A 26934-nucleotide genomic window follows, 5' to 3' on the forward strand; every position below is an offset into this window, starting at 1 on the left:
CGGTCACTTCAGGAGATCCCGAATTCCTTGCCGATGAAGTCGAAGAGGTCGTCGTCCGTGGCGGACTCCAGCTCCTCGGCGACTCCGGCGCCGTCTTCCGGTCCTCGGTTGTCATTCCATTGCGCGAGCAACGCCTGAAGCCGCGCGGTGATCCTGCTCCGGTCCTCGTCGTCCGGGGTGGCTCCGGCCAGGGACTTCTCCAGCCCGTCGAGCTCCGCGAGCAGCGAGGTGACCGCCGAGGCGTCGTCCGGCAGAATCTCGCCGCGCAGATACTCGACCAGTGCGTTAGGCGTCGGATAGTCGAAGACCAGCGTCGCCGGGAGCCGGACTCCGGTGGTCGCGTTCAGACGGTTGCGCAGCTCGACCGCGGTCAGCGAGTCGAAGCCGACCTCGCTGAACGAGCGGGCCGGGTCGACCGTCTCCGGGCCCGGGTAGCCGAGGACGGCCGCCACCTGGGTGCACACCAGCTCCAGCAGCACCTCCCCGCGCTCGGGGTCCGAGAGCCCGGCGAGCCGCTCCCGCAGCGCCTCCGCACCGGCCGCGGCGGCCGCCGCGGACTCGGCCGCGCGGCGGGCCGGGGCCCGCACCAGACCGCGGAAGAGCGCCGGGAGCATGCCGCTGCCCGCCTGTGCCCTGAGCGCGGCCATGTCCAGCGGCAGCGGTACGAGCAGGGGCTCGTCCGAGCCCTGTACGGCGTCGAACAGCTCCAGGCCGCTCTCGGCCGTGAGCACACCGACCCCGCCGCGCCGGATACGGGCGATCTCGGCCTCGTCCAGCTCACCGCCCATGCCTCCGGCCACCGACCACAGCCCCCATGCGAGGGAGGTGGCGGGCAGACCGTTGGCCCGGCGGTGCTGGGCGAGGGCGTCCAGGAAGGCGTTGGCCGCCGCGTAGTTGCCCTGGCCCGGACCGCCGAAGACGCCGGAGGCGGAGGAGAACAGGATGAACGCGGACAGGTCCGCGTCCTGGGTCAGCTCGTGGAGGTTCCACGCCGCGTGTGCCTTCGGGCGGGCCACGGTGGCCATGCGCTCGGGGGTGAGGGAGGCGATCACACCGTCGTCCAGGACGCCTGCCGTGTGGACCACGGCGGTGAGGGGGTGGTCGGCGGGGATGGCCGCCAGGGTCTTGGCGAGCGTCTTCCTGTCGGCCGCGTCGCAGGCCGCCCAGCGGGGGTCCGCGCCCAGCTCGCGTAGCTCGGTGGTGAGTTCGGCGGCGCCCGGGGCGGTTTCGCCTCGGCGGCTGAGGAGCAGGAGGTGGCGTACGCCGTGCTCGGCCACCAGGTGGCGCGCGAAGAGCGCGCCCAGCGTGCCACTGGCACCGGTGACCAGGACGGTGCCCTCGGGGTCGAGCGCGGGGGTCTCCTGGTCCGTCGCCACGGTGGCCCGTGCCAGCCTTGGCGCCTTGACGGCGCCGTCGCGGATGGCCAGCTGGGGTTCGCCTGTGGCCAGGGCGGTGGCCAGGGTCTGCCGCGGGTCGTCCTTGCCGTCGGTGTCCACCAGGACGATGCGGTCCGGGTTCTCCGCCTGGGCGGAGCGGGCCAGGCCCCAGATGGCGGCTTGGGCCGGGTCGACGTCGGATGTGTCCGGACCAGTACTCACGGCTCCCGTGGTCAGCAGGACCAGACGCGAGTCCGCGAAGCGGTCTTCGGTCAGCCACTTCTGGAGGAGGGCCAGGGTGTGGGTGGTGGCCTGGTGCGCCGTGTCGGCGGGCGAGGGGCTTTCCCCAGTCCCGCCCCTTCCCGCAGCATCGATATGCGGCTCCGCCGCGTGGAGGGGCTCCGCCCCTTGAACCCCACCGGGGCTCCGCCCCGGACCCCGGTCCTCAATCGCCGGACGGGCTTGGTTTGCCGGACGGGCTTGGTTTGCCAGGTCGGCCACGACGTATTCCGGGTGCCGCGTGCCGGAGGCGATCGCCTCCGCCAGCGCGTCCAGATCGGCGTAGGCCGGGAGGTCCAGGGTGTCGGGGCCCACTGCCGCCCAGTGGTTGGGGGTCACCTCGGTGGACTGGGCCGGGACCGGGGTCCAGTCCAGGCGGAAGAGGGAGTCGGAGGGGCTGCTCGCGCGGGCCGCGCCGAGTTGGTCGGCGGAGATCGTGCGGAGGGCCAGGCCCTCGACCGATGCCACCGGGGCGCCCGTCGTGTCGGCCAGCTCCAGGGTCACCGTGCCTGTGGCCGTGCCACCCAGCCGCACGCGTAGGGCCGAAGCGCCCACCGCGTGCAGGGAGACTCCGCTCCAGGAGAAGGGCAGGCGGCCCTGGCCGTTGCCCTCTTCGGCCGCGCTCAGGCCCAGTGCGTGGAGCGCCGCGTCCAGCAGCGCCGGGTGGAGCCCGAACGCCCCCGCGTCGGACTTGCGGTCCTCCGGCAGCCGTACCTCGGCGAACACCTCGTCCTCGCGCCGCCAGGCGGCGGTCAGGCCCTGGAAGACCGGGCCGTAGTCGAAGCCCGCCTCCGCCAGGCCCTCGTACAGGCCGTCAGTGTCGATGCGCTCCACCTCGGCGGGCGGCCAGGCGCTCAGGTCGAACGAACTCTCCACCATGCCCGCCGCCAAGGCGCCCGTGGCGTGGCGCAGCCACGGTTCGTCGGCGGGGGCGCCCTCGGCGCGGGAGTGCAGGGTCAACGCGCGGCGGCCGGTGTCGTCGGGCGCGGCGAGCGAGAGCCGCAGCTGGACGGCGCCCTGGTCGGGCACGATCAGCGGGGCTTCCAGGGTCAGTTCGTCCAGGCGGTCGCAGCCCGCGTGGTCCCCGGCGCGGAGCGCCAGTTCCACGAAGGCGGTGCCGGGCAGCAGCACCGTGCCCATCACCGCGTGGTCGGCCAGCCAGGGCTGGGTCTGGAGGGAGAGCCGTCCGGTGAAGGCGATGCCGTCCGAGTCGGGCAGTTCCACGGCGGCGCCGAGCAGCGGGTGGCCCGCCGCGTGCAGGCCGATGGCGGTGGCGTCACCGCCGACCGGCCCGGCGTCCAGCCAGAACGAGCGGCGCTGGAAGGCGTACGTCGGCAGGTCGACAAGACCGGGTCCGTACGGGGCGAACAGCGCCGTGAAGTCCACGGCCGCGCCCCGGACATGGGCGGTGCCGACCGCCGTGAGCAGCGTCTCGGCCTCCGGACGGCCGCCGCGCAGGGCGGCGGCGAAGGAGCCGCCGTCCTCGGTGACGCAGTCCTGCGCCATCGCGGTCAGCACCCCGTCCGGGCCCAGTTCGACGTAGGTGGTGACGCCCTGGGCCTCCAGGGTGCGCACACCGTCCAGGAAGCGGACGGCCTCGCGGACGTGGCGCACCCAGAAGTCGGCGGTCGTGATCTCCTCTGCGGAGACCACGGCACCGGTCAGGTTGGAGACGATCGGGATGCGCGGGGCCTCGTAGGCCAGGCCCTGCGCGACCTCCCGGAAGGCGTCCAGCATGCCGTCCATATGGGGCGAGTGGAACGCGTGGCTCACGGTGAGCCGCTTGGTCTTACGGCCCTCCGCCTCGAAGGCCGCCGCGACCTCCAGCGCCGCGTCCTCGTCGCCCGCGACCACGACCGAGGTCGGGCCGTTGACGGCCGCGATGCTCACGCGCTTGCCCAGCCGCGGGGTCACCTCGTCCTCGGACGCCTGGACGGCGATCATCGCGCCACCGGCGGGCAGCCGCTGCATCAACCGCCCGCGCGCGGCCACCAGCTTCGCCGCGTCGGCGAGCGAGAGCACACCGGCCACATGGGCGGCGGCCAGTTCGCCGATGGAGTGGCCGGACAGGAAGTCCGGCCGCACGCCCCAGGTCTCCACCAGCCGGAACAGCGCCACCTCGATGGCGAACAGCGCGGGCTGGGTGAATCCGGTCCGGTCCAGCTCCTCGGCGTCGTCCCCGAACACCACGGTCTTCAGCGGCCGCATCAGATGCGGGTCCAGCGCGTCGCAGACCGTGTCGAGCGCCTCGGCGAACGCCGGGTAGGCGTCGTAGAGCTCGCGGCCCATGCCGAGCCGCTGGCTGCCCTGGCCGGTGAACAGGACGGCCAGCTTGCCGCCCTCGGCCACCGCGCCCTCGACCAGCCCGGTGGCGGTGCGGCCGTCGGCGAGGGCGTCGAGACCGGCCAGGAAGCCGTCCCGGTCGGCGGCGACGAGCGTCGCCCGGTGCTCGAAGGGCACCCGGGAGGCGGCCAGGGAGTGGCCGATCCCGGCGAGGGACAGCTCGGGGTGGTCGGCCACATGGGCGCGGAGCCGGGCCCCCTGGGCGCGCAGCGCCTCGGGGGTCTTGGCGGACAGCACCCATGGGAGAACGGGCGGCTGGGCGGCCGGAAGCGCGGGGGCCTCGGCCGGTTCGGGCTCCGGCGCCTGCTCGATGATGGTGTGCGCGTTGGTGCCGCTCATGCCGAAGGAGGAGATACCGGCCCGGCGCGGACGCCCGGTCTCCGGCCACTCCCGCGCCTCGCTCAGCAGCGACACCGCACCCGACTCCCAGTCCACATGCGGCGACGGCTCATCGATGTGCAGCGACTTCGGCAGCACACCGTGCCGCATCGCCAGCACCATCTTGATGATGCCCGCGACACCGGCGGCGGCCTGGGTGTGACCGAAGTTCGACTTGATCGACCCCAGCCACAGCGGCTGATCCGCGGACTTCTCCTTGCCGTACGTGGCCAGCAGCGCCTGCGCCTCGATCGGGTCACCCAGCGTCGTCCCCGTACCATGCGCCTCCACCGCGTCCACCTCGGACGCCGACAGACCCGCGTTCGCCAGCGCCTGACGAATCACCCGCTGCTGCGACGGACCGTTCGGCGCCGTCAGACCATTCGACGCACCATCCTGGTTGACCGCCGTACCCCGCACGACCGCCAGCACCTTATGACCGTTCTTCCTCGCGTCCGACAGCCGCTCCACCAGCAGCATGCCCACGCCTTCGCCCCAGGCCGTGCCGTCGGCGCCGGCGGCGAACGGCTTGCAGCGGCCGTTCCTGGCCAGGGCGCGCTGACGGCTGAACTCGGTGAACACATCGGGGGTGGTGATGATGGTGACACCGCCAGCGAGCGCCATGGTGCACTCGCCGCCTCGCAGCGCCTGCGCCGCCAGATGCAGCGCCACCAGCGACGACGAACACGCCGTGTCGACCGTGACGGCCGGGCCCTCGAAGCCGAAGGTGTACGACACCCGGCCGGAGGCGATGCTGCTGGAGCCGCCGGTGCCGAGGTAGCCCTCGACGCCCTCCGGGACGGTGTGCAGCCGCGACACGTAGTCGTTGTGCATCTGGCCGACGAACACGCCGACCTGCTTGCCGCGCAGCGCCCCCGGGTCCAGGCCCGCCCGCTCGAAGGACTCCCATGACGTCTCCAGCAGCAGCCGCTGCTGGGGGTCCATGGCGAGCGCCTCGCGCGGGTTGATGCCGAAGAAGGCCGGGTCGAAGTGGTGGGCGTCGTAGTAGAAGCCGCCCTCGCGGGCGTAGGAGGTGCCGGGCCGGTCCGGGTCCGGGTCGTAGAACGCCTCGAGGTCCCAGCCCCGGTCCTCCGGCAGCCGGGCGATACCGTCCCGGCCCTCGGCCAGCAGCTCCCACAGATCCTCGGGGGTGCGCACATCCCCGGGGAAGCGGCAGCTCATCGCGATGATCGCGATCGGGTCGTCCTCGTCCGTCACGCTGCCCGACGGGCCTTCCGCCCGCGCGGGGACGGCCGCGGCCGCCTCGGAGCCGAGCAGCTCCTCCAGCAGATATCCGGCGAGCGCGGTCGGGCTCGGGTAGTCGAAGACCAGCGTGGCGGGCAGCCGCAGCCCGGCCGCGGCGCCGAGGCGGTTGCGGAACTCCACCGCGGTCAGCGAGTCGAAGCCGAGGTCCTTGAAGGCCCGGCTCGCCTCCACCGCGTCGGGCGAGTCATGGCCGAGCACCACGGCCACCTGGGCGCGCACCAGGTCGAGCAGGGTCCGCTCGCGTTCGGCGGCGTCCAGCCGGACCAGCCGCTCCACCAGCGAGGACCCGTCCCCGGCCGCGCCCGACTCGGCGGTGCGGCGGGTCGTACCGCCGCGCACCAGACCGCGCAGCAGCGGCGGCACCATCTCGATGGGCGCGCCCGTGAGCGGCGCCAGGTCGAGCTGCATGGGCACCAGGAAGGCGTCGCCCACCTCCTGGGCTGCGTCGAACAGCGCCAGGCCCTCGGCGGAGGACAGCCCCAGCACACCGGAGCGGGTCATCCGGGACTTGTCGGTGGCCTCCAGCTCACCGGTCATCCCGCTGGCCTCGGCCCACAGGCCCCAGGCCAGCGAGGTGGCGGCCAGGCCCTGGGCCTGGCGGTGGCGGGCCAGGGCATCCAGGAAGGAGTTGGCCGCCGCGTAGTTGGCCTGCCCGGGGCCGCCGAAGGTACCGGCCGCGGAGGAGAACAGTACGAAGGCGGCCAGGTCCTGGTCGCGGGTCAGCTCGTGCAGGTTCACGGCCGCGTCCACCTTGGGGCGCAGCACCTTCTCCAGCCGCTCCGGCGTCAGCGAGTCGATCACACCGTCGTCCAGCACACCGGCGGTGTGCACCACGGCGGTCAGCGGATGCCCGGCGGGGATACCGGCCAGGACGGCGGCGAGCGCGTCCCGGTCGGCCGCGTCGCAGGCGGCGATGGTGACCTCGGCGCCCAGTTCGCGCAGCTCCGCGGCGAGTTCGGCCGCGCCCGCGGCCTGCTCACCGCGCCGGCTGGTGAGCACCAGACGGCGGGCGCCGCGCTCGGTCACCGCGTGCCGGGCGACCAGGCCGCCCAGGGTGCCGGTGCCGCCGGTGATCAGCACCGTGCCGTCCGGGTTCCACGGGGCGGGCACGGTGAGCACGACCTTGCCGATGTGGCGGGCCTGGCTGAGGTAGCGGAACGCGTCCGGGGCCTGCCGCAGATCCCACGCGGTGATCGGCAGCGCCCGCAGCGCGCCCTGCCGGAACAGCTCCAGCAGTTCGCACAGCATCTCCTGGATGCGGTCCAGGCCCGCCTCGGTCAGGTCGAACGCCTGGTAGGAGACGCCGGGGTAGGCGGCCGCGACCTCCTCTGGCGCCCGGACGTCGGTCTTGCCCATCTCGACGAACCGGCCGCCGCGCGGCAGCAGCCGCAGCGACGCGTCCACGAACTCCCGGGCCAGCGAGTCCAGCACGACATCGACGCCACGGCCGCCGCTGGCTTCGCGGAACTTCTCCTCGAAGGCCAGGTCGCGGGAGGAGGCGATACGGTCGTCCGCCAGCCCCAGCGAACGCAGCGTGCCCCATTTGCCCTGGCTGGCGGTGGCGTAGACGTCCACGCCCCAGTGGCGGGCCAGCTGCACGGCGGCCATGCCGACACCACCGGCGGCGGCGTGCACCAGCAGCGACTCCCCGCCCCGGAGGCCGGCCAGGTCGCGCAGTGCGTAGTAGGCCGTCATGAAGACGATCGGCACGGACGCGGCCTGGGCGAACGACCAGCCCTCCGGCATCGGCGCGATCATGCGGCGGTCCACGACCACCAGCGGGCCGAAGCCGCCCGGCAGCATGCCCATCACCCGGTCGCCGGGCGCCAGATCGGTGACCCCGGGGCCGGTTTCGAGGACGACTCCCGCGCCCTCGCTGCCCATCAGGCCCGCGTCTCCGGGGTACATGCCGAGCGCGTTGAGCACATCGCGGAAGTTCACGCCGGCGGCCCGGACCGCGACCCGCACCTGCCCGGTCTCCAGCGGCGCGGCGGCCTCCGGGCTGGGCAGCAGGGTGAGGTTCTCCAGGGTGCCCTTGTCCTGGATGTCCAGGCGCCAGGCCGGTTCGCCGGGCGGCGGCACCATGGGCCCGGTGGCGGCGGTGCGGGCCAGCCGGGGGGCGTGCACGGCGCCCCGGCGCAGCACGAACTGCGGCTCACCGGAGGCGAGCGCGGCGCCCAGCGCCTCGTAGGAGGAGTCGGTGCCGTCGAGGTCCACCAGCACCAGCCGGTCCGGGTTCTCCGACTGCGCGGAGCGCACCAGGCCCCACACCGGGGCGTGCGGCAGGTCGTGCGTACCGGCGTCGCCCGCGGTGGCCACCGCGCCCCGGGTGACCATCACCAGCTGGGACGCCGCGAACCGGTCGTCGGCCAGCCATGCCCGGACGAGCGCCAGCGTCCGCTGGGTGGCAGTGTGGACGGCGGCGGTCACCTCGTCACCGGTGGCGCCGCGCGGGTCGAGGTAGGCCAGGACGTACGCGGGCGCGTCCCCGGCCGCGGCCAGCGCGTCCAGGTCGGCGTGGATCTCGGCACCGGAGGTCAGCGGGTCGGGCGCGCCCTCGCCGAGCACGGTCCAGGACACGGCCGGGCTCTCGGTGGACAGCGGCACGGTGGCCCAGTCCAGCCGGTACAGCGACTCGTGGTACGCGGCGGACCGCCCCTCCGCGAGCTGTCCGGCCGAGACCGGGCGCAGCGCGAGCTGCTCGACCGAGGCCACCGGGGCACCGGTGCCGTCGGCCAGCTCCAGGGACACGCCGTCGGCACCGGCCGGGGTCAGCCGGACCCGGAGCGCGTCGGCGCCGACCGCGTGCAGCGACACCCCGCTCCAGGAGAACGGCAGCCGGCCCTGCTCATCGCCGCCCGCGCGGGCGAACGTGCTGTGCAGCGCGGCGTCCAGCAGCGCCGGGTGCAGCCCGAACGTGGCGGCGTCGGCCTTCCGGTCGTCCGGCAGCCGCACCTCGGCGAACACCTCGTCACCGCGCAGCCAGGCCGCGGTCAGCCCCTGGAACATCGGGCCGTACGCGAACCCGCCCTGCGCCAGGTGCTCGTAGAGCCCCTCGACCTCGGCGGGCTCGGCGCCCTGCGGCGGCCATGCCGTCAGATCGAACGAGGGCCGCGGGGCACCGGCCACCAGCACACCGCTCGCATGCCGGATCCACGGCATCTCGGCGGGCGCGTCCTGCGCCCGCGAGTACAGCTCCAGCGTGCGGTGTCCGGCCTGCTGCGGGGCGCCCACCACGATCTGGAGCTGGACCGCGCCACGTTCGGGCAGCACCAGCGGCGCCTCGATCGTCAGCTCGTCCAGCCGGTCGCAGCCCACCTGGTCACCGGCGCGGATGGCCAGCTCCACGAAGGCGGTGCCGGGCAGCAGCACGGTGCCCATGACGGCGTGGTCGGCCAGCCACGGGTGGCTTTCCAGGGAGAGCCTGCCGGTGAACAGGAAGCCGTCGGAGTCCGCCAGCGGCACGGCCGCGCCCAGCAGCGGATGGTCGGCCCGGTCCAGGCCCGCCGACTCCACGTCGCCCACGAAGCCCGCGGGGGACGTCAGCCAGAAGCGCCGGTGCTGGAAGGCGTAGGTCGGCAGGTCGACGCGGTGCGCGCCGGTCCCGGCGAAGTACGCGGACCAGTCCGGCGTCACACCGCGGACATGCAGGGCGGCGAGGGCGGTGGCCACGGCCTCGGCCTCGGCGCGGTCCTTGCGCAGCGTGGCGGCGAAACCGGCCGCGTCGGCGTCGGACTCGGCGAGGCAGTCCTGGCCCATGGCGGACAGCACACCGTCGGGGCCGAGTTCGAGGTAGGTGGTGACGCCCTGGGCCGCCAGGGTGCGGATGCCGTCCAGGAAACGGACGGCCTCGCGGACGTGGCGCACCCAGAAGTCGGGGCTGGTGATCTCCTCGGCGGAGACCACGGCACCGGTGAGGTTGGAGACGATCGGGATGCGCGGGGCCTCGTACGACAGGCCCTGCGCGACCTCACGGAACGCCTCCAGCATTTCGTCCATGCGGGGCGAGTGGAACGCGTGGCTCACGGTGAGCCGCTTGGTCTTGCGGCCCCGCGCCTCGAAAGCCGCCGCGATCTCCAGCGCCGCGTCCTCGTCACCGGCGATGACCACCGAGGTCGGGCCGTTGAGCGCGGCTATCGACACCCGGTCGGTCAGCAGTGGCAGTACCTCGTCCTCCGCCGCCTGCACCGCGATCATCGCGCCACCGGCCGGAAGTGCCTGCATCAGACGGCCACGCGCCGCCACCAGCCTCGCCGCGTCCGCGAGCGAGAGCACACCCGCCACATGCGCGGCGGCCAGCTCACCGATCGAATGGCCGGAGAGGAAGTCGGGCCGCAGACCCCACGCCTCCACCAGCCGGAACAACGCCACCTCGACCGCGAACAGCGCGGGCTGGGTGAACCCGGTCTGGTCCAGCTCCTGGGCGTCGTCCCCGAACATCACGGTCTTCAGCGGCCGCATCAGATACGCGTTTAGCTCATCGCAGACCGCGTCGAGCGCCTCGGCGAACACGGGGTAGGCGTCGTAGAGCTCACGGCCCATGCCGGGCCGCTGGCTGCCCTGCCCGGTGAACAGGAAGGCCACCTTGCCGTCCGCCACCGAGCCCTGGACCAGCCCCGCGGCCGACTCGCCGCGCGCCAGCGCCTCCAGGCCCACGACCAGCGCCGCACGGTCCCCGCCGACCACGACGGCGCGGTGGTCCAGCGCGGCACGCGTGGTCGCGAGCGAGTACGCCAGGTCGGTCGGGGACAGCTCCGGCCGCCGCTCCAGGTCGGCGAGCAGCCGCTCGGCCTGGGCGCGCAGCGCGTCGGCGTTCTTCCCGGACAGCGCCCACGGCAGAACGGACGGCCGGGCGGCCGGAAGCGCGGCGGCCTCGGCCGGTTCGGGCTCCGGCGCCTGCTCGATGATGGCGTGGGCGTTGGTGCCGCTGACGCCGAAGGAGGAGATACCGGCCCGGCGCGGACGCCCGGTCTGAGGCCACTCCCGCGCCTCGCTCAGCAGCGAGACCGTGCCCGCCGCCCAGTCCACATGCGGGGACGGCTCGTCGAGGTGCAGCGACCGGGGCAGTACGCCGTGGTGCATGGCCTGCACCATCTTGATGATGCCCGCGACACCGGCGGCGGCCTGGGTGTGACCGAAGTTCGACTTGATCGACCCCAACCACAGCGGCTGATCCTCGGACTTCTCCTTGCCGTACGTGGCCAGCAGCGCCTGCGCCTCGATCGGGTCACCCAGCGTCGTACCCGTACCATGCGCCTCCACCGCGTCCACCTCGGACGCCGACAGACCCGCGTTCGCCAGCGCCTGACGGATCACCCGCTGCTGCGACGGACCATTCGGCGCCGTCAGACCATTCGACGCACCATCCTGGTTGACCGCCGTGCCCCGCACGACCGCCAGCACCTTGTGGCCGTTCTTCTTCGCGTCCGACAGCCGCTCCACCAGCAGCATGCCGACACCCTCGGCCCAGCCGGTGCCGTCGGCGTCCGCCGAGAAGGACTTGCAGCGGCCGCTGGCCGACAGACCGCCCTGGCGGCTGAAGTCGATGAAGGTGTCCGGGGTGGACATGACGGTGACACCGCCCGCGAGCGCCATGGTGCACTCGCCGCCTCGCAGCGCCTGCGCCGCCAGATGCAGCGCCACCAGCGACGACGAACACGCCGTGTCGATGGTGACCGCCGGGCCTTCGAGCCCGAAGGTGTACGACACCCGGCCGGAGGCGACGCTGCCCGCCGTGCCGGTGCCGAGGTAGCCCTCCAGGCCGTCCGGCAGGGCGGTCAGCCGGGAGAGGTAGTCGTGGTACATGACGCCCGCGAAGACGCCGGTCTTGCTGCCGCGCACGGTCGCCGGGTCGATCCCGGCCCGTTCGAACGCCTCCCAGGAGGTCTCCAGCAGCAGCCGCTGGTGCGGGTCCATGGCGAGGGCTTCGCGCGGGTTGATGCCGAAGAAGTCGGGGTCGAACTCGCCCGCTTCGTAGAGGAATCCGCCCTCGATGGTGGCGCTGGTGCCGGTCTGCTCGGGGTCGTCGCCCAGCAGCCCCTCCAGCTGCCAGCCGCGGTCGGTCGGGAAGCCGGAGATGGCGTCCACCGAGCCGGTGACCAGCTGCCACAGCTCCTCGGGGCTGGTGACCCCGCCCGGGTAGCGGCAGCTCATGCCGACGATGGCGATGGGTTCGTCGTCGGCGACGGCCACGGTGGCGGCGGGGGCCGCGGCGGCCTCGTCCGCCTGGTCGCCGAGGATCTCGGTGCGCAGGAAGCCGGCGAGCGAGGTGGGCGTGGGGTAGTCGAAGACGAGGGTGGCCGGGAGCCGTACGCCCGTGACGGCGCCGAGGCGGTTGCGCAGCTCGACGGCGGTGAGCGAGTCGAAGCCCAGCTCCTTGAAGGCGCGCCCGGCGCCGACGGCCTCCGGGCCCGCGTAGCCGAGGACGGCGGCCACCTGACCGCAGACGATCTCCAGCAGCAGCCGGTCGCGCTCGGGGACGGACAGTCCGAGCAGCCGGTCGGCGAGCCCGCCGGGGGCCGCGCCGCCGCTCGTTTCCACCACGCGGCGGCCGGGGGCCCGCACCAGGCCGCGCAGCAGCGCGGGGACCATGGTGGCATCGGCGTGGCGCAGCGGCGCCAGGTCCAGGTGCATCGGGACGAGCGTGGGGTCGCCCACGGCGAGGGCGGTGTCCAGGAGGGCGAGGCCCTCCTCGGAGGAGAGGGCGGCCACTCCGGCGCGGCTGATGCGCTGGATGTCGGTGTCGTCCAGGTCGCCGGTCATGCCGCTGCGCTCGGCCCACAGGCCCCAGGCGAGGGCGGTGGCGGGCAGCCCCTGGGCGTGGCGCCGGTGGGCGAGGGCGTCCAGGAAGGCGTTGGCGGCCGCGTAGTTGGCCTGGCCGGGGCCGCCGAGGGTACCGGCGGCGGCGGAGAACAGCACGAACGCCGATAGATCCGGGTTGTCGCGGGTGAGCTCGTGCAGGTTCCACGCGGCGTCGACCTTGGGCGGCAGGACGCGGTCGACGCGCTCGGCGGTCAGCGAGCCGATGACACCGTCGTCCAGCACACCGGCGGTGTGCACCACGGCGGTCAGCGGATGCTCGGCCGGGATGGCGGCGAGCACCCCGGCGAGCGCGTCCCGGTCGGCCACATCGCATGCGGTGAGGGTGACCTCGGCGCCCGACTCGCGCAGTTCGGCGACGAGTTCGGCGGCGCCGTGGGCGTCGGCCCCGCGCCTGCTGAGCAGCAGCAGACGGCGTACGCCATGCTCGGCCACCAGATGGCGGGCGACCAGCCCGCCGAGGGTGCCGGTGGCGCCGGTGACCAGGGCGGTGCCCTCGGGGTCGAGGGCGGGGGCGGTCCGGTCGGCGGAAGCGACCTTGGCCAGACGCGGTACGACCACGGTGCCGGCGCGGACCGCGAGCTGCGATTCGCCGGTGGCCAGGGCGGCGGAGAGCACCCGGTGGGACTCGTCGCGGCCGTCGACATCGGCCAGGACGAAGCGGTCCGGGTTCTCGGACTGCGCCGAGCGCAGCAGACCCCACAGCGGGGCGTGGGCCAGGTCCTCGGTGTCGGCGTCCGCCGAGGTGGCGACGGCGCCACGGGTGGCGATGACCAGCCGGGAGCCCTCGAAGCGGACATCGGCGAGCCAGCTCTGGACCAGTTCCAGCGCGCGGTGCAGGGCCTCGCGCACGGCGGCCCGGACGGGAAGCCCGGTGTCATCCGCGAAGAACGGGGCGACGACGGCCTGCGGCAGCGGGGCGCCCGCGGCCACGGCCGCGCCGAGCGCGGCCAGGTCGGCGTAGCCGGCGGCGGTGGGCAGGGCGGCGGCGAGCTCGGGGTGTTCGGCGCCCAGCACCGCCCACTGGCCGGCCACGACGGTGGTGGCGGCCGGGACCGGTGCGGGGGTCCACTCGACGCGGAACAGCGCCTCGTGGAAGGCGCCGCGCGCGGCGTGCACCTGGTCGGGCGAGACGGGGCGCAGCAGCAGGGAGTCGACGGAGGCGACGGGAGCGCCGCTCTCGTCGGTCACCAGTACGGTCACCGCGTCCTGACCGGCGGGTGAGAGCCGGACGCGCAGGGTGGCGGCGCCCACGGCGTGGAGCCGGACGCCGCTCCAGGAGAAGGGGAGGCGGCCGTGTTCGGTGTCCTCCAGGAGGGAGCCGATGCCCACGGCGTGCAGGGCCGCGTCCAGCAGCGCCGGGTGCAGCCCGAACAGCTCGGCCTCGGCGCGGGCGCTCTCCGGCAGCCGCACCTCGGCATACACCTGGTCTCCGTGCTGCCAGGCGCCCTGGAGGCCCTGGAAGACCGGGCCGTAGGCGAATCCGGTCTCGGCGAGCCAGTCGTAGAGGCCGTCCACGGGGACTTCGGTGGCACCGGCCGGTGGCCATGCGGTGAGGTTCTCGTCCGGGGTGGTGGCGCCGCCCGCGAGCACACCGGTGGCGTGGCGGGTCCATTCGCCCTCGCCCCAGGTGCCGTCGGCGGCGTCCTCCAGGCGCGAGTGCAGGGTCAGCGAGCGGCGGCCGGTCTCGTCCGGGGCGCCCACGGACACCTGGAGCTGGACGCCGCCCTGCGGGGGCAGCACGAGCGGGGCTTCGAGGGTGAGCTCCTCCAGGACGTCCGCGCCGACGTGGTCACCGGCGCGGATGGCCAGTTCGACGAAGGCGGTGCCGGGCAGCAGCACGGTGTCCATGACGGCGTGGTCGGCCAGCCACGGGTGGGTCTGGAGGGACAGCCGGCCGGTGAAGAGGAATCCGGCGCCGTCGGCGAGCGACACGGCGGCGCCGAGCAGCGGATGGTCGGCGGAGCCGAGCCCGGCGGCGGTGACATCGCCGGTCCACGGGCCGGGCGGCTCGGGCCAGAACAGCTCGCGCTGGAAGGCGTAGGTGGGCAGTTCGACGCGGCGGGCGCCGGAGCCCTCGAAGACGGCGGCCCAGTCGACGGCCACCCCGTGGACATGGGCGCGGGCGAGCGCAACGGCCAGCGCGGTGGCCTCGGGGCGGTCGCCGCGCAGTACGGGCACGAACACGGCGCCGTCGGAGGTGACGCAGTCCTGCGCCATGGCGGAGAGCACCCCGTCGGGGCCCAGCTCCACATACGTGGCGACGTCGTACTCCTCGAGCCGGCGGATGCCGTCGGTGAAGCGGACCGCCTCGCGGACATGGCGCACCCAGTAGTCGGGCGAGCAGATCTCGTCGGCGGAGACGGATCCGCCGGTGAGGTTGGAGATGATGGGGATGACCGGCGGGGCATAGGTGACCTGCCGCGCGACCTCGCGGAAGGCGTCCAGCATGCCGTCCATGCGCGGGGAGTGGAACGCGTGGCTCACGGTGAGCCGCTTGGTCTTGCGGTCCCGCGCCCGGAACGACTCCGCGATCGCGACAGCGGCGTCCTCGTCACCGGCGATGACCACCGACGTCGGACCGTTGAGCGCGGCGATCGACACCCGCTCGGTGAGCAGCGGCGCCACCTCGTCCTCGGACGCCTGGATGGCGATCATCGCGCCACCGGTGGGCAGTTCCTCCATCAGCCGGCCGCGCGCGGCCACCAGCTTCGCCGCGTCGGCGAGCGAGAGGACGCCCGCCACATGCGCGGCGGCCAGTTCGCCGATGGAGTGCCCGACGAGGAAGTCGGGCTTGACACCCCACGTCTCCAGCAGCCGGAACAGCGCCACTTCGAGGGCGAACAGCGCGGGCTGGGTGTAGCCGGTGCGGTCCAGCTGTCCGCTGTCGTCGCCGAACATCACCTCGCGCATGGGCCGCTGGAGGTGCTGGTCGAGCTCGGCGCACACCTCGTCCAGGGCGCGGGCGAAGGCCGGGACGGCCGCGTACAGTTCACGGCCCATTCCGGCGCGCTGGCTGCCCTGGCCGGTGAAGAGGAACGCGAGCTTGCCCTCGGCCACCTCGCCCCGGACGACACTCCCGGCGGGGGCGTCCTCGGCGAGTTCGGCCAGGCCGCGCAGCAGTTCCTCGCGGCCGCCCTCGCCCGCGAGCACCACGGCCCGGTGGTCCAGCGCGGCGCGGGTGGTGGCCAGCGAGTGGGCCAGGTCGGTCAGGCCGAGATCCGGGTCGTCCTGGACGCGGGCGGTGAGCCGCTCGGCCTGGGCGCGCAGCGCCGGTGCGCTCTGCGCGGACACCAGCACCGGCACCAGACCGCCGATGCCGGACCACCGCGAGGGCGTGGCGTCGCCGCCCGCGGCCCGCGGTTCGCGGTCCTCGACGGGGGCCTGCTCGATGACGGTGTGCGCGTTCGTGCCGCTCACGCCGAAGGAGGAGATGCCCGCGCGGCGCGGCTGGCCGGTCTCCGGCCACGGGGTGTTCTCGGTGAGCAGGGAGACGGCGCCCGCGTCCCAGTCCACGTCCCGGGAGGGGGCGTCGACATGCAGGGTCCTGGGCAGCACCCCGTGCTCGATGGCCTTGACCATCTTGATGATCCCGGCGACACCGGCGGCGGCCTGGGTGTGACCGAAGTTCGACTTGATCGACCCCAGCCACAGCGGACGGCCGTCGGGCCGGTTCTGCCCGTACGTGGCGAGCAGGGCCTGCGCCTCGATCGGGTCGCCGAGGCTGGTGCCGGTGCCGTGCGCCTCGACGGCGTCCACCTGGGCCGGGGTGAGCCGGGCGTCGGTGAGCGCCTGGCGGATGACGCGCTGCTGGGACGGGCCGTTGGGCGCGGTCAGGCCGTTGGAGGCGCCGTCCTGGTTGATGGCCGAGCCACGGACGATGGCCAGCACGTTGTGGCCGTGTCGACGGGCGTCCGACAGCCGCTCGACGAGCAGCATGCCGACGCCCTCGCCCCAGCCGGTGCCGTCCGCGCCGTCCGCGAACGCCTTGCAGCGGCCGTCGGGCGCCAGACCGCGCTGGCGGCTGAAGTTGATGAACGCGCGCGGGCTGTTCATCACCGTGACACCGCCGGTGAGCGCCAGCGAGCACTCGCCGTTGCGCAGCGACTGGATGGCCAGGTGCAGTGCCACCAGCGACGCCGAGCACGCGGTGTCGACGGTGAGCGCCGGGCCCTCCAGGCCGAAGGTGTAGGAGATCCGGCCGGAGATGACACTGGCGGCGTTGCCGGTGAGCAGGTACTGCTCGACGCCCTGCGGCAGCGTGTGCATCAGCTCCGGGTAGTCCTGGCCGTTGGTGCCCACGAAGACACCGGCCTTGCTGCCGCGGAGCGTGGCCGGGTCGATCCCGGCCCGCTCGAACGCCTCCCAGGAGGTCTCCAGCAGCAGCCGCTGCTGCGGGTCCATGCCGAGGGTCTCGCGCGGGCTGATCCCGAAGAACGCCGCGTCGAACTCGCCCGCGCCATCGAGGAACCCGCCCTTGTCGGTGTAGCTGGTGCCCTGCTCGTCGGGGTCGTCCGCGAAGAGCGACTCGACGTCCCAGCCACGGTCCGTGGGGAAGTCCGCGATGGCGTCGCCGCCCGCGGCCACGAGCTCCCACAGCTCCTCCGGAGACGTGACGCCTCCGGGGAACCGGCAGCTCATGCCGACGATCGCGATCGGCTCAGGCTCCTGCGACTCGACCTCGCGAAGACGCTGCCGCGTCTGGTGCAGATCGGCAGTTACCCGCTTGAGGTAGTCGAGGATCTTGTCCTGATCCGCCATTGGAGTCTCACCCATGCTTCTCGTCACAAACCTTGCGCCCGCGGACCCATCGATCCTTAGATTCCGAGTTCCTTGTCGATGAAGGCGAAGACCTCGTCGGGTGTCGCCTCCTGCAACTTCTCCGTCACGGTCCCGCCGTCGCCCTCGGCCGCCTCGGCGTCGGCCGTACGGGGCTCCGCCCACTTCGCCGCGAGGTCCCGCAGCCGGGCCGCGATGGTCTCCCGTGCCCCGCTGTCGGGGTCGAGGACGGACAGCGCGGACTCCAGCGCGTCGAGCTCGGCGACCCCGGGCGCGGCGGCCGTACCGCCGTCGCCCACGATCCGGGCGCACAGGAACTCGGCGAGCGCCGTCGGGGTCGGGTAGTCGAAGACCAGCGTGGCGGGCAGCTTCTGCCCGGTGGCGGCGGTCAGCCGGTTGCGCAGTTCCAGGGCGATGAGCGAGTCGAAGCCCAGCTCCTTGAACGCCCGCCCGGCGCCCACCTCGTCGGTCGAGGGGTGGCCGAGCGCGGCGGCCGCGCCCGAGCGCACGACCTCCAGGACGACCAGGGACTGCTCGGCCCGGGAGATCCCGGCCAGCCGCTTGCGCAGCGCCTCCGCCGGGGACCCGTCCGGGCCCGCGCCGGGCTCGCCCACCGCCGGGCCGCCGGTCTCCCGCAGCCGCCGGACCTCGGGCAGTTCGCCGATGAGCGGGCTGGGGCGGACCGCCGTGTAGCCGTAGGCGAAGCGGTCCCACTGGATGTCGGCCACGGCCACGACCGTGTCGGCGTGGTCCAGGGCCCGCTGGAGCGCCGTGATCGCCGCGTGCGGCGCCATCGCCGGGACACCGCCCCGGTCCAGCCGCTCGCCGATGGCCCCGTCGGCGGCCAGCCCGGTCTCGCCCCAGCGGCCCCAGGCCACCGAGGTGGCGGGCAGGCCGTCGGCGCGGCGCCGCTCGGCCAGCGCGTCGAGATAGGCGTTGGCCGCCGCGTAGTTGCCCTGTCCGGCGTCGCCGAGCGTGCCCGCGATACCGGAGAACAGCACGAACGCGGACAGGTCCAGCTCGCGGGTCAGCTCGTGCAGATGGCGCGCCGCGTCGGCCTTGGGGCCGAGGACGGTGGCGAACCGCTCCGGGGTGAGCGCGTCCAGGACGCCGTCGTCCAGAACGCCCGCGGCGTGCATGACCGCCGTGAGCGGCTGGTCGGCCGGGATGGTGGCGAGCAGCGTCTCGACGGCCTTGCGGTCGGCCACGTCGCACGCGGCGACGGTGACCTCGCTGCCGAGCCCGGTCAGCTCGTCCCGCAACTCGGCCGCGCCCGGGGCCTCCAGGCCACGGCGGCTGGTGAGCACCAGATGCTCGGCGCCGTTGGCCGCGAGCCAGCGCGCCACATGGGCGCCCAGCGCGCCCATACCACCGGTGACCAGCGTCGTACCGACCGGCTTCCACGACCGTGCGGCGGGCGCACCGGCCAGCGGGGCGTGTACGAGCCTGCGGGCGAACACCCCGGCCGTGCGCACCGCGAGCTGGTCCTCGCCGTCGGTCCCGGCGAGCACCCCGGCGAGCCGGGCCAGCGCCCGCTCGTCGGGCGCGCCGGGCAGGTCCACCAGACCGCCCCAGCGCTCCGGGTACTCCAGCGCGGCGGTCCGGCCGAGCCCCCAGACGAGCGCCTGCTCGGGGGAGTCCACGCTGTCCGTCCGGCCGACGGCGACCGCGCCCCGGGTGGCGCACCACAGCGGCGCGTCCACCCCGGCGTCGCCGAGGGCCTGGATCAGCACGGCGGTGCCGGTCAGCCCGGCGTTGACACCGTCGGTGCCGGGCGCGGTCCCCTCGTCGAAGGCGAGCAGCGAGAGCACACCGGAGACCGTTCCGGCGTCGGCCAGCTCCTCCCGCACCAGGCGGGTCAGCGACGCGCGGTCCGACTCCACGGCGGTCGGGGTGATCTGCCGTACCTCGGCGCCGCGTTCGGCGAGCATCCGGATCGTGCCGAGCGTCCAGTCGTCGGTGGCGGCGGACTCGGGCACGGCCAGCAGCCAGGTCCCGGACAGCCGGGGGGCCTGGCGCTCGGTCAGCGAGGTCCAGGTGACGCGGTAGCGCCAGCCGTCCACCGTGGACTGCTCACGGGCCTGCTTGCGCCACGAGGCCAGCGCGGGCAGGACGGCGCCGAGCGAGGACCGCTCGCCGTCGTCCCCGAACGCGAGGGTGTCGGCCAGCGACTCCAGGTCCTCGCGCTCGACGGCCTCCCAGAAGCGGGCGTCGACGGCGTCGGACGGCGTGCCCGACTCATCGGCCGGGACGTCCGGGCCCTGCGGCCAGTAGGTCTGGTGCTGGAAGGCGTACGTCGGCAGCTCGACGCGGACCGCGCCGGTCCCCTCGTACACCGCCTCCCAGTCCACGCTCACACCGCGCGTCCACGCCTCGCCCAGCGAGACCCAGAAGCGGTCAAGACCACCCTCGTCACGGCGCAGCGAACCGATCGCGGCCGCCTCACGGCCCGCGTCCTCGGCCGTCTCCTGCACACCCATCGTCAGCACCGGGTGCGCACTGGACTCGATGAACACACCGAAGCCCTCGTCCAGCAGACGACGGATGGCACCCTCAAGCTCAACCGTGCGACGCAGGTTGGTGAACCAGTACTCGGCGTCCAGCTCGGAACCGTCCACCCACTCCCCCGTCACGGTGGACAGGAACGGCACCTCGGCCGTCTTGGGCTGTACCGGCGCGAGCAGCTCCAGCAGCTCATCACGGAGCAGTTCGACCTGCGCGGAGTGCGAGGCGTAGTCCACCGGCACCCGCCGGGCCCGCACCTCATCCGCCTCGCAGGACGCCAGCAGTTCATCCAGCGCCTCGGGCTCACCGGAGACCACCACCGACGACGGTCCATTGACCGCCGCCACCGAGATCCGCTCCTCGCCCCACGGCGCGATCCGCTCCCGCACCTCCGCCACCGGAAGCGCCACCGACACCATGCCACCCTTGCCCGCAAGCACCCGGCCGATCGCCTGACTGCGCAACGTCACCACACGCGCCGCGTCCTGAAGCGAGAGAATCCCCGCCACACACGCCGCCGCGATCTCACCCTGCGAATGGCCGACCACGGCCGACGGCCGCACACCCAGCGAACGCCACAGCTCCGCGAGCGAAACCATCACGGAGAACAACACCGGCTGAACAACGTCCACCCGCTCCAGTGACGGTGCGCCCTCCGCTTCGCGCAGCACATCCACCAACGACCAGTCGGTGAACTCTGCGAGCGCGGCGGCACACTCATCAATACGGGCAGCGAACACCGGTGAAGCATCCAACAGCTCCACGGCCATGCCTACCCATTGTGACCCCTGTCCTGGGAACACGAATGCGGCCTTGCCCCCGATTGAGGCCCCCTGCACCAGGTTGGGAACGACCTGCCCCCTAGCGAGGGCGTCCAAACCACGGACGAAATCGTCCCGATCTGTGCCCACCAGGACCGCGCGCCGGTCGAAGGCGGCGCGGGTGGTGGCCAGCGCGTGGCCGATGTCCAGCGGGCGCAGAGTGGGGTCGGCGTCGAGGTGGGCCAGCAGCTTGCCGGCCTGGGCGCGCAGCGCCGCCTCGCTCCTGCCGGACACCGTCCACGGCAGCGCCCCGGGCCGCCGGGTCACCGGCTCGGTCTCGTCCGGCTCCTCGGCGGGCGCCTGCTCGATGATGGCGTGCGCGTTGGTGCCGCTGAAGCCGAACGAGGACACCGCGGCCCGGCGCGGACGTCCGGTCTCCGGCCACTCCCGCGCCTCGGTCAGCAGCTCGACCTCGCCCGCCGACCAGTCCACATGCGAGGTGGGCTCCACGATGTGCAGCGACTCGGGCAGAACGCCGTGGCGCAGCGCGAGCACGAGCTTCATCACACCCGCGACACCGGCGGCCGCCTGGGCGTGGCCGATGTTGGACTTGATGGAGCCGAGCAGCAGGGGCTGCCCCTCGGGCCGCTCCTGGCCGTAGGTGGCGAGCAGCGCCTGCGCCTCGATCGGGTCGCCCAGCGTCGTACCGGTGCCGTGTGCTTCCACGACGTCCACCTCGGCCGCGGACAGCCGGGCGTTGGCGAGCGCCTGCCGGATCACCCGCTGCTGGGACGGGCCGTTGGGCGCCGTCAGCCCGTTGGAAGCGCCGTCCTGGTTGATCGCGCTGCCACGCACGATCGCCAGCACCGGATGGCCGTTCTTGCGGGCGTCCGACAGCCGCTCGACCAGCAGCATGCCCACGCCCTCGGCCGGGCTGAAGCCGTCCGCGTCCGCGGAGAACGCCTTGCTGCGGCCGTCGGAGGACAGTCCGCGCTGGCGGCTGAACTCGATGAACGTGCCCGGGGTGGCCATCACGGTCACCCCGCCCGCGAGCGCGATCGAGCACTCGCCCTGGCGCAGCGACTGGACGGCCAGGTGCAGCGCCACCAGCGACGCCGAGCACGCGGTGTCGACGGTGACGGCCGGGCCCTCCAGACCGAAGGTGTACGAGAGCCGGCCGGAGACGACGCTCGCGGCGCTGCCGGTGGCCAGGTGGCCCTCGTAGCCCTCGGTGTTGCTGCGCATGAGGATGGAGTAGTCGGAGCCGTTGGTGCCGACGAAGACACCGGACGGGCTGCCGTGCAGCGTGGCCGGGTCGATGCCCGCCCGCTCGAACGCCTCCCAGGACGCCTCCAGCAGCAGCCGCTGCTGCGGGTCCATCGCCATGGCCTCACGCGGCGAGATCCCGAAGAAGGCGGGGTCGAACTCACCGGCCCCGGTGAGGAATCCGCCCTCGCGGGTGTAGCTGGTGCCCTGCGCGTCCGGGTCCGGGTTGTAGAGGGCCTCGGTGTCCCAGCCGCGGTCGCCCGGGAACTCCGACAGCGCGTCGCCACCGGAGACGAGCAGCTGCCACAGCTCCTCGGGGGTCCGCACGCCGCCGGGGAAGCGGCAGCTCATGGAGACGATGGCGATCGGCTCGTCGTCGGCGAGCGCCGCGGCGGTGGGCAGCGCGGCCACCGCGGCGCTCCGCTCACCGGCGATCTCGCCGCGCAGATGGCGCGCGAGCACCGTGGGGGTGGGGTAGTCGAAGATCAGGGTCGGCGGCAGCTTCAGCCCGCTGGCGGAGCTGAGCCGGTTGCGCAGTTCGACGGCGGTCAGCGAGTCGAAGCCCAGCTCCTTGAAGGCCCGGCCGGCCTCCACGTCATCGGCGCCCGCATAGCCCAGGACGGCCGCCACGGCGGTGCGGACGAGCTCCAGCACCAGCCGCTCCTGCTCGGCCTCCGGCACCCCGGCCAGCTGCTGGGCCAGCGCGACCGCGCCCGCGCCGTCCGCGTCGGCGTCCCCGGCCATGTCCTGGATGACGTCCCGCGCCTCGGGCAGGTCGTGCAGCAGCGGACGGGAGCGGCCGGAGGTGAAGGCGAGAACGAAGCGCTTCCACTCCATGTCGACCACGGTGAGCACCGACTCGTCGCGGTCCAGCGCGTGCTGGAGCGCGGTGACGGCCGACCGCGGTGCCATCTCGATGACGCCGTGGCGGCGCATCCGGTCGCCGACACCGCCCTCGGCCATACCGCCCTCGCCCCACGGGCCCCAGGCCAGCGAGGTGGCGGGCAGGCCCTGGGCGCGCCGGTACTCGGCGAACGCGTCCAGGAAGGCGTTGCCCGGGGCGTAGTTGCCCTGGCCGGGCGCGCCGAAGGTGGCCGCGAAGGACGAGAACAGCACGAACGCCGACAGGTCCAGATCCCGGGTGAGCTCGTGCAGATGGCGGGTGGCGTCGACCTTGACCTTCAGCACCCGGTCCACCTGGTCCGTGGTCAGGCCCTCGATCACCCCGTCGTCCAGCACGGCGGCCGTGTGGACGACGGCGGTCAGCGGGTGTTCGGCGGGGATGTCCGCGAGCAGCGCCTCGACCTGGGCGCGGTCGGCCACATCACACGCGGCGATGGTGACCTTGGCGCCGAGCTCGGTCAGTTCGGACCGCAGGTCCGCCGCGCCCGGGGCGTCCAGGCCACGGCGGCTGGTGAGCACCAGATTCTCGGCCCCGTTGCCGGCCAGCCAGCGCGCCACATGGGCGCCCAGCGCGCCCGTACCGCCGGTGACCAGAATGGTGCCGGTCGGCTCCCAGGTCCGTACAGGGGGCGTGGCGGCCAGCGGGGCGCGCACCAGACGGCGTACGAGCAGCCCGGTGGCGCGGATCGCGACCTGGTCCTCCTCCTCGGCCCCGGCGAGCGCGGTCACCAGCCGGGCCAGCGCCCGCTCGTCGGGCGCCCCGGGCAGATCGACCAGACCGCCCCAGCGCTCGCCGTGCTCCAGCGCGGCCACCCGGCCCAGCCCCCAGACCAGCGCCTGCTCGGGCGACTCCAGCGGCTCCGCACGGCCGACGGAGACGGCGCCCCGGGTGGCGGACCACAGCGGCGCGCCGATCTCCGCGTCGCCGAGGGCCTGCACCAGCGCGAGCTGGGCGGCCACTCCGGCCGGGACGGAGGGGTGGCGGGGGTGCGGGTGGCCGTCGAGGGCCAGCAGCGAGAGCACTCCGGTGAACGGGATGCCGTCGGTTTCCGCGAGCGCCGCCCGCAGCCGCTCGGTCAGCTCCTCGCGGCCGTCGGCGTCGGTGTCCACGGCGATCCGCCGTACGTCGGCGCCGCGTTCGGCGAGCACCCCGGCCACGGCGTCGGTCCAGGTGTCGGTGTTCTCGGTGCCCGGTACGCCGGGTTCGACGACGAGCCAGACGCCGGTCAGCCGCGCGGGCTGCCCATCGGCGAGCGGCTTCCAGGTGACGCGGTAGCGCCAGCCGTCCACCGTGGACTGCTCACGGGCCTGCTTGCGCCACGACGCCAGCGCGGGCAGCAGCGCGCTGACCCGCTCGTCGCCGTCCACGTCCAGCTCGGCGGCGAGCGACTGCCAGTCCTCGCGCTCGACGGCCTCCCAGAAGCGGGCCTCCACGGGGTCGGCGGCGGGGGTGGCGTCGGCGGTGGGGGTGCCCGACTCCAGCCAGTAGTGCTGGTGCTGGAAGGCGTACGTGGGCAGCTCGACGCGGACCGCGCCCGTACCGTCGAACACGCCGTCCCAGTCCACGGTGACGCCACGTGTCCACGCCTCGCCGACGGAGGCCCAGAAGCGGTCAAGACCGCCCTCGTCACGGCGCAGCGACCCGATCGCGGCCGCCTCACGGCCCGCGTCCTCGGCCGTCTCCTGCACGCCCATGGTCAGAACGGGGTGCGCGCTGGACTCGATGAAGGCTCCGAAGCCCTCGTCCAGCAGACGGCGGACCGCACCCTCCAGCTCAACCGTGCGACGGAGGTTGGTGAACCAATACTCGGCATCCAGCTCCGGACCCTCGACCCACTCCCCCGTCACCGTCGACAGGAACGGCACCTCGGCAGCCCTGGGCTCCACGGGGGCGAGCAGCTCCAAGAGTTCCTCGCGGAGCAGCTCGACCTGCGCGGAGTGCGAGGCGTAGTCCACCGGCACCCGCCGCGCACGCACCTCATCCGCCTCACAGGACGCCAGCAGCTCGTCCAGCGCGGTCGGCTCACCGGAGACGACCACCGACGACGGCCCATTGACGGCCGCGACGGAGATGCGCTCCTCGCCCCAGGACGCGATCCGCTCCCGCACCTCCGCCACCGGAAGCGCCACCGACACCATGCCACCCTTACCCGCCAACACCCGCCCAATGGCCTGACTGCGCAACGCCACCACACGCGCCGCGTCCTTCAACGACAGGGCCCCCGCCACACACGCCGCCGCGATCTCACCCTGCGAATGACCGATCACCGCCGCCGGAACAACACCCAACGAACGCCACAACTCCGCCAGCGACACCATCACCGCGAACAACACCGGCTGCACCACATCGACGCGCTCCAGCGACGGCGCACCCTCCGCACCCCGCAACACATCCACCAACGACCAGTCGGTGAACTCCGCCAACGCCCCCGCACACTCCTCGATCCGCGCCGCGAACACGGGCGAGGCATCCATCAGCCCCACCGCCATCCCGGCCCACTGCGAACCCTGCCCCGGGAACACGAACGCCGTACGGCCGCCGACGGCGGAGCCCTGTGCGACACCCGCCGCCATACCGCCCTCGGCCAGGGCGGTCAGCCCGGTCAGCAGTGTGTCGCGGTCCTGGCCACGCACCACGGCGCGGTGGTCGAGCTGGGCCCGGGTGGTGGTCAGCGAGAGGGCCACGTCGAGCGGGCTGAGGGACGGGTCGGCCTCGAGGTGGGCCAGCAGTCGCTCGGCCTGGGCGCGCAGCGCGGCCGCGCTCTTGCCCGACAGCGCCCACGGCACCACGTCCAGCGGCTTGGCCGGGGCCGGTGCCTCGGTGGCATCCTCGGCAGCCTCCTCGACGGGGGCCTGCTCCAGGATGGTGTGCGCGTTGGTGCCGCTGAAGCCGAAGGAGGACACGGCGGCCCGGCGCGGACGGCCGGTCTCCGGCCAGGGGGTGGTCTCGGCGAGCAGCGACACCGCGCCCGCCGACCAGTCGACATGCGGGGTCGGCTCGTCGATGTGCAGCGTCCTGGGCAGCACACCGTGCTCGATGGCCTTGACCATCTTGATGATCCCGGCGACACCGGCGGCCGCCTGGGTGTGCCCGATGTTGGACTTGATGGAGCCGAGGAGCAGCGGCTGGTCCTCGGTGTGCTCCTGGCCGTAGGTGGCGAGCAGCGCCTGGGCCTCGATCGGGTCGCCCAGCGTGGTGCCGGTGCCGTGTGCTTCGACGGCGTCCACATCGGCGGCGGAGAGGCGGCCGTTGGTGAGCGCCTGGTGGATGACGCGCTGCTGGGACGGGCCGTTGGGCGCCGTCAGACCGTTGGAGGCGCCGTCCTGGTTGATCGCCGAGCCACGCACGACGGCGAGCACCGGATGGCCGTATCTGCGGGCGTCCGACAGCCGCTCGACCAGCAGCATGCCCACACCCTCGCCCCATCCGGTGCCGTCCGCGGCGGCGGCGAAGGGCTTGCAGCGGCCGTCGGCGGCGAGGCCGCGCTGCCGGCTGAACTCGGTGAACGTCGAGGGCGTGGCCATCACGGTGACACCGCCCGCGAGCGCGAGCGAGCATTCGCCGTTGCGCAGCGCCTGCACCGCCATGTGCAGGGTGACCAGCGACGACGAGCACGCCGTGTCGACGGTGACGGCCGGGCCCTCCAGGCCGAAGGTGTAGGACACCCGGCCGGAGGCGATGGAGCCGGAGCTGCCGGTGCCGAGGAAGCCCTCGACGCCCTCGGGCACGGAGTCGAGCCGCGAGGTGTAGTCGTGGTACATCACACCCGCGAAAACACCGGTCCGGTGGCCGCGCAGCCCGGTCGGGTCGATCCCGGCCCGCTCGAACGCCTCCCAGGACGCCTCCAGCAGCAGCCGCTGCTGCGGGTCCATCGCCATGGCCTCACGCGGCGAGATCCCGAAGACCGCCGGGTCGAAGCCGCCCGCGTCATAGAGGAATCCGCCCTCGTCGACGTAGCTGGCGCCCGCCTGGTCGGGGTCGGCGTCATAGAGCGACTCGACGTCCCAGCCGCGGTCCGTGGGGAACCCGGAGATCGCGTCCTGGCCGTCCAGCACGAGCTGCCACAGCTCCTCGGGGGTGGTGACCCCGCCGGGGTAGCGGCAGCTCATCGCGACGATGGCGATGGGCTCCTGGTGCCGCTCCTCGACCTCGCGGAGCTGCCGGCGGGCCTGACGCAGGTCGGCGGTGGCCCGCTTGAGGTAGTCCCGGAGCTTGTCCTCGTTATTCACCATTGCGTCGGCTCCTTGCGAAGAGGGAG

Annotated in this window: 2 protein-coding genes; both read right to left on the reverse strand. The window is 73.8% G+C overall.

The genetic code is table 11. The features are described from left to right. Window positions 1-8: 8 nt before the first annotated feature. Complete coding sequence (locus NQU54_RS01265; RefSeq protein WP_502362190.1) at window positions 9-17222, reverse strand: SDR family NAD(P)-dependent oxidoreductase; 17214 nt, start codon at window positions 17220-17222, stop codon at window positions 9-11. Between the two features lie 56 nt (window positions 17223-17278). Then, window positions 17279-26908, reverse strand: a complete 9630-nt coding sequence (locus tag NQU54_RS01270; protein ID WP_257629332.1) for a type I polyketide synthase — start codon at window positions 26906-26908, stop codon at window positions 17279-17281. Window positions 26909-26934: the final 26 nt, after the last annotated feature.

The sequence above is a fragment of the Streptomyces malaysiensis subsp. samsunensis genome, assembly GCF_024519315.1.
GTDB lineage: Bacteria > Actinomycetota > Actinomycetes > Streptomycetales > Streptomycetaceae > Streptomyces > Streptomyces malaysiensis.

Coding starts and splice junctions, on each gene's coding strand:
- NQU54_RS01265 (WP_502362190.1), bottom strand. CDS start 17,222: ATGGCGGATCAGGACAAGATCCTCGACTACCTCAAGCGGGTAACTGCC.
- NQU54_RS01270 (WP_257629332.1), bottom strand. CDS start 26,908: ATGGTGAATAACGAGGACAAGCTCCGGGACTACCTCAAGCGGGCCACC.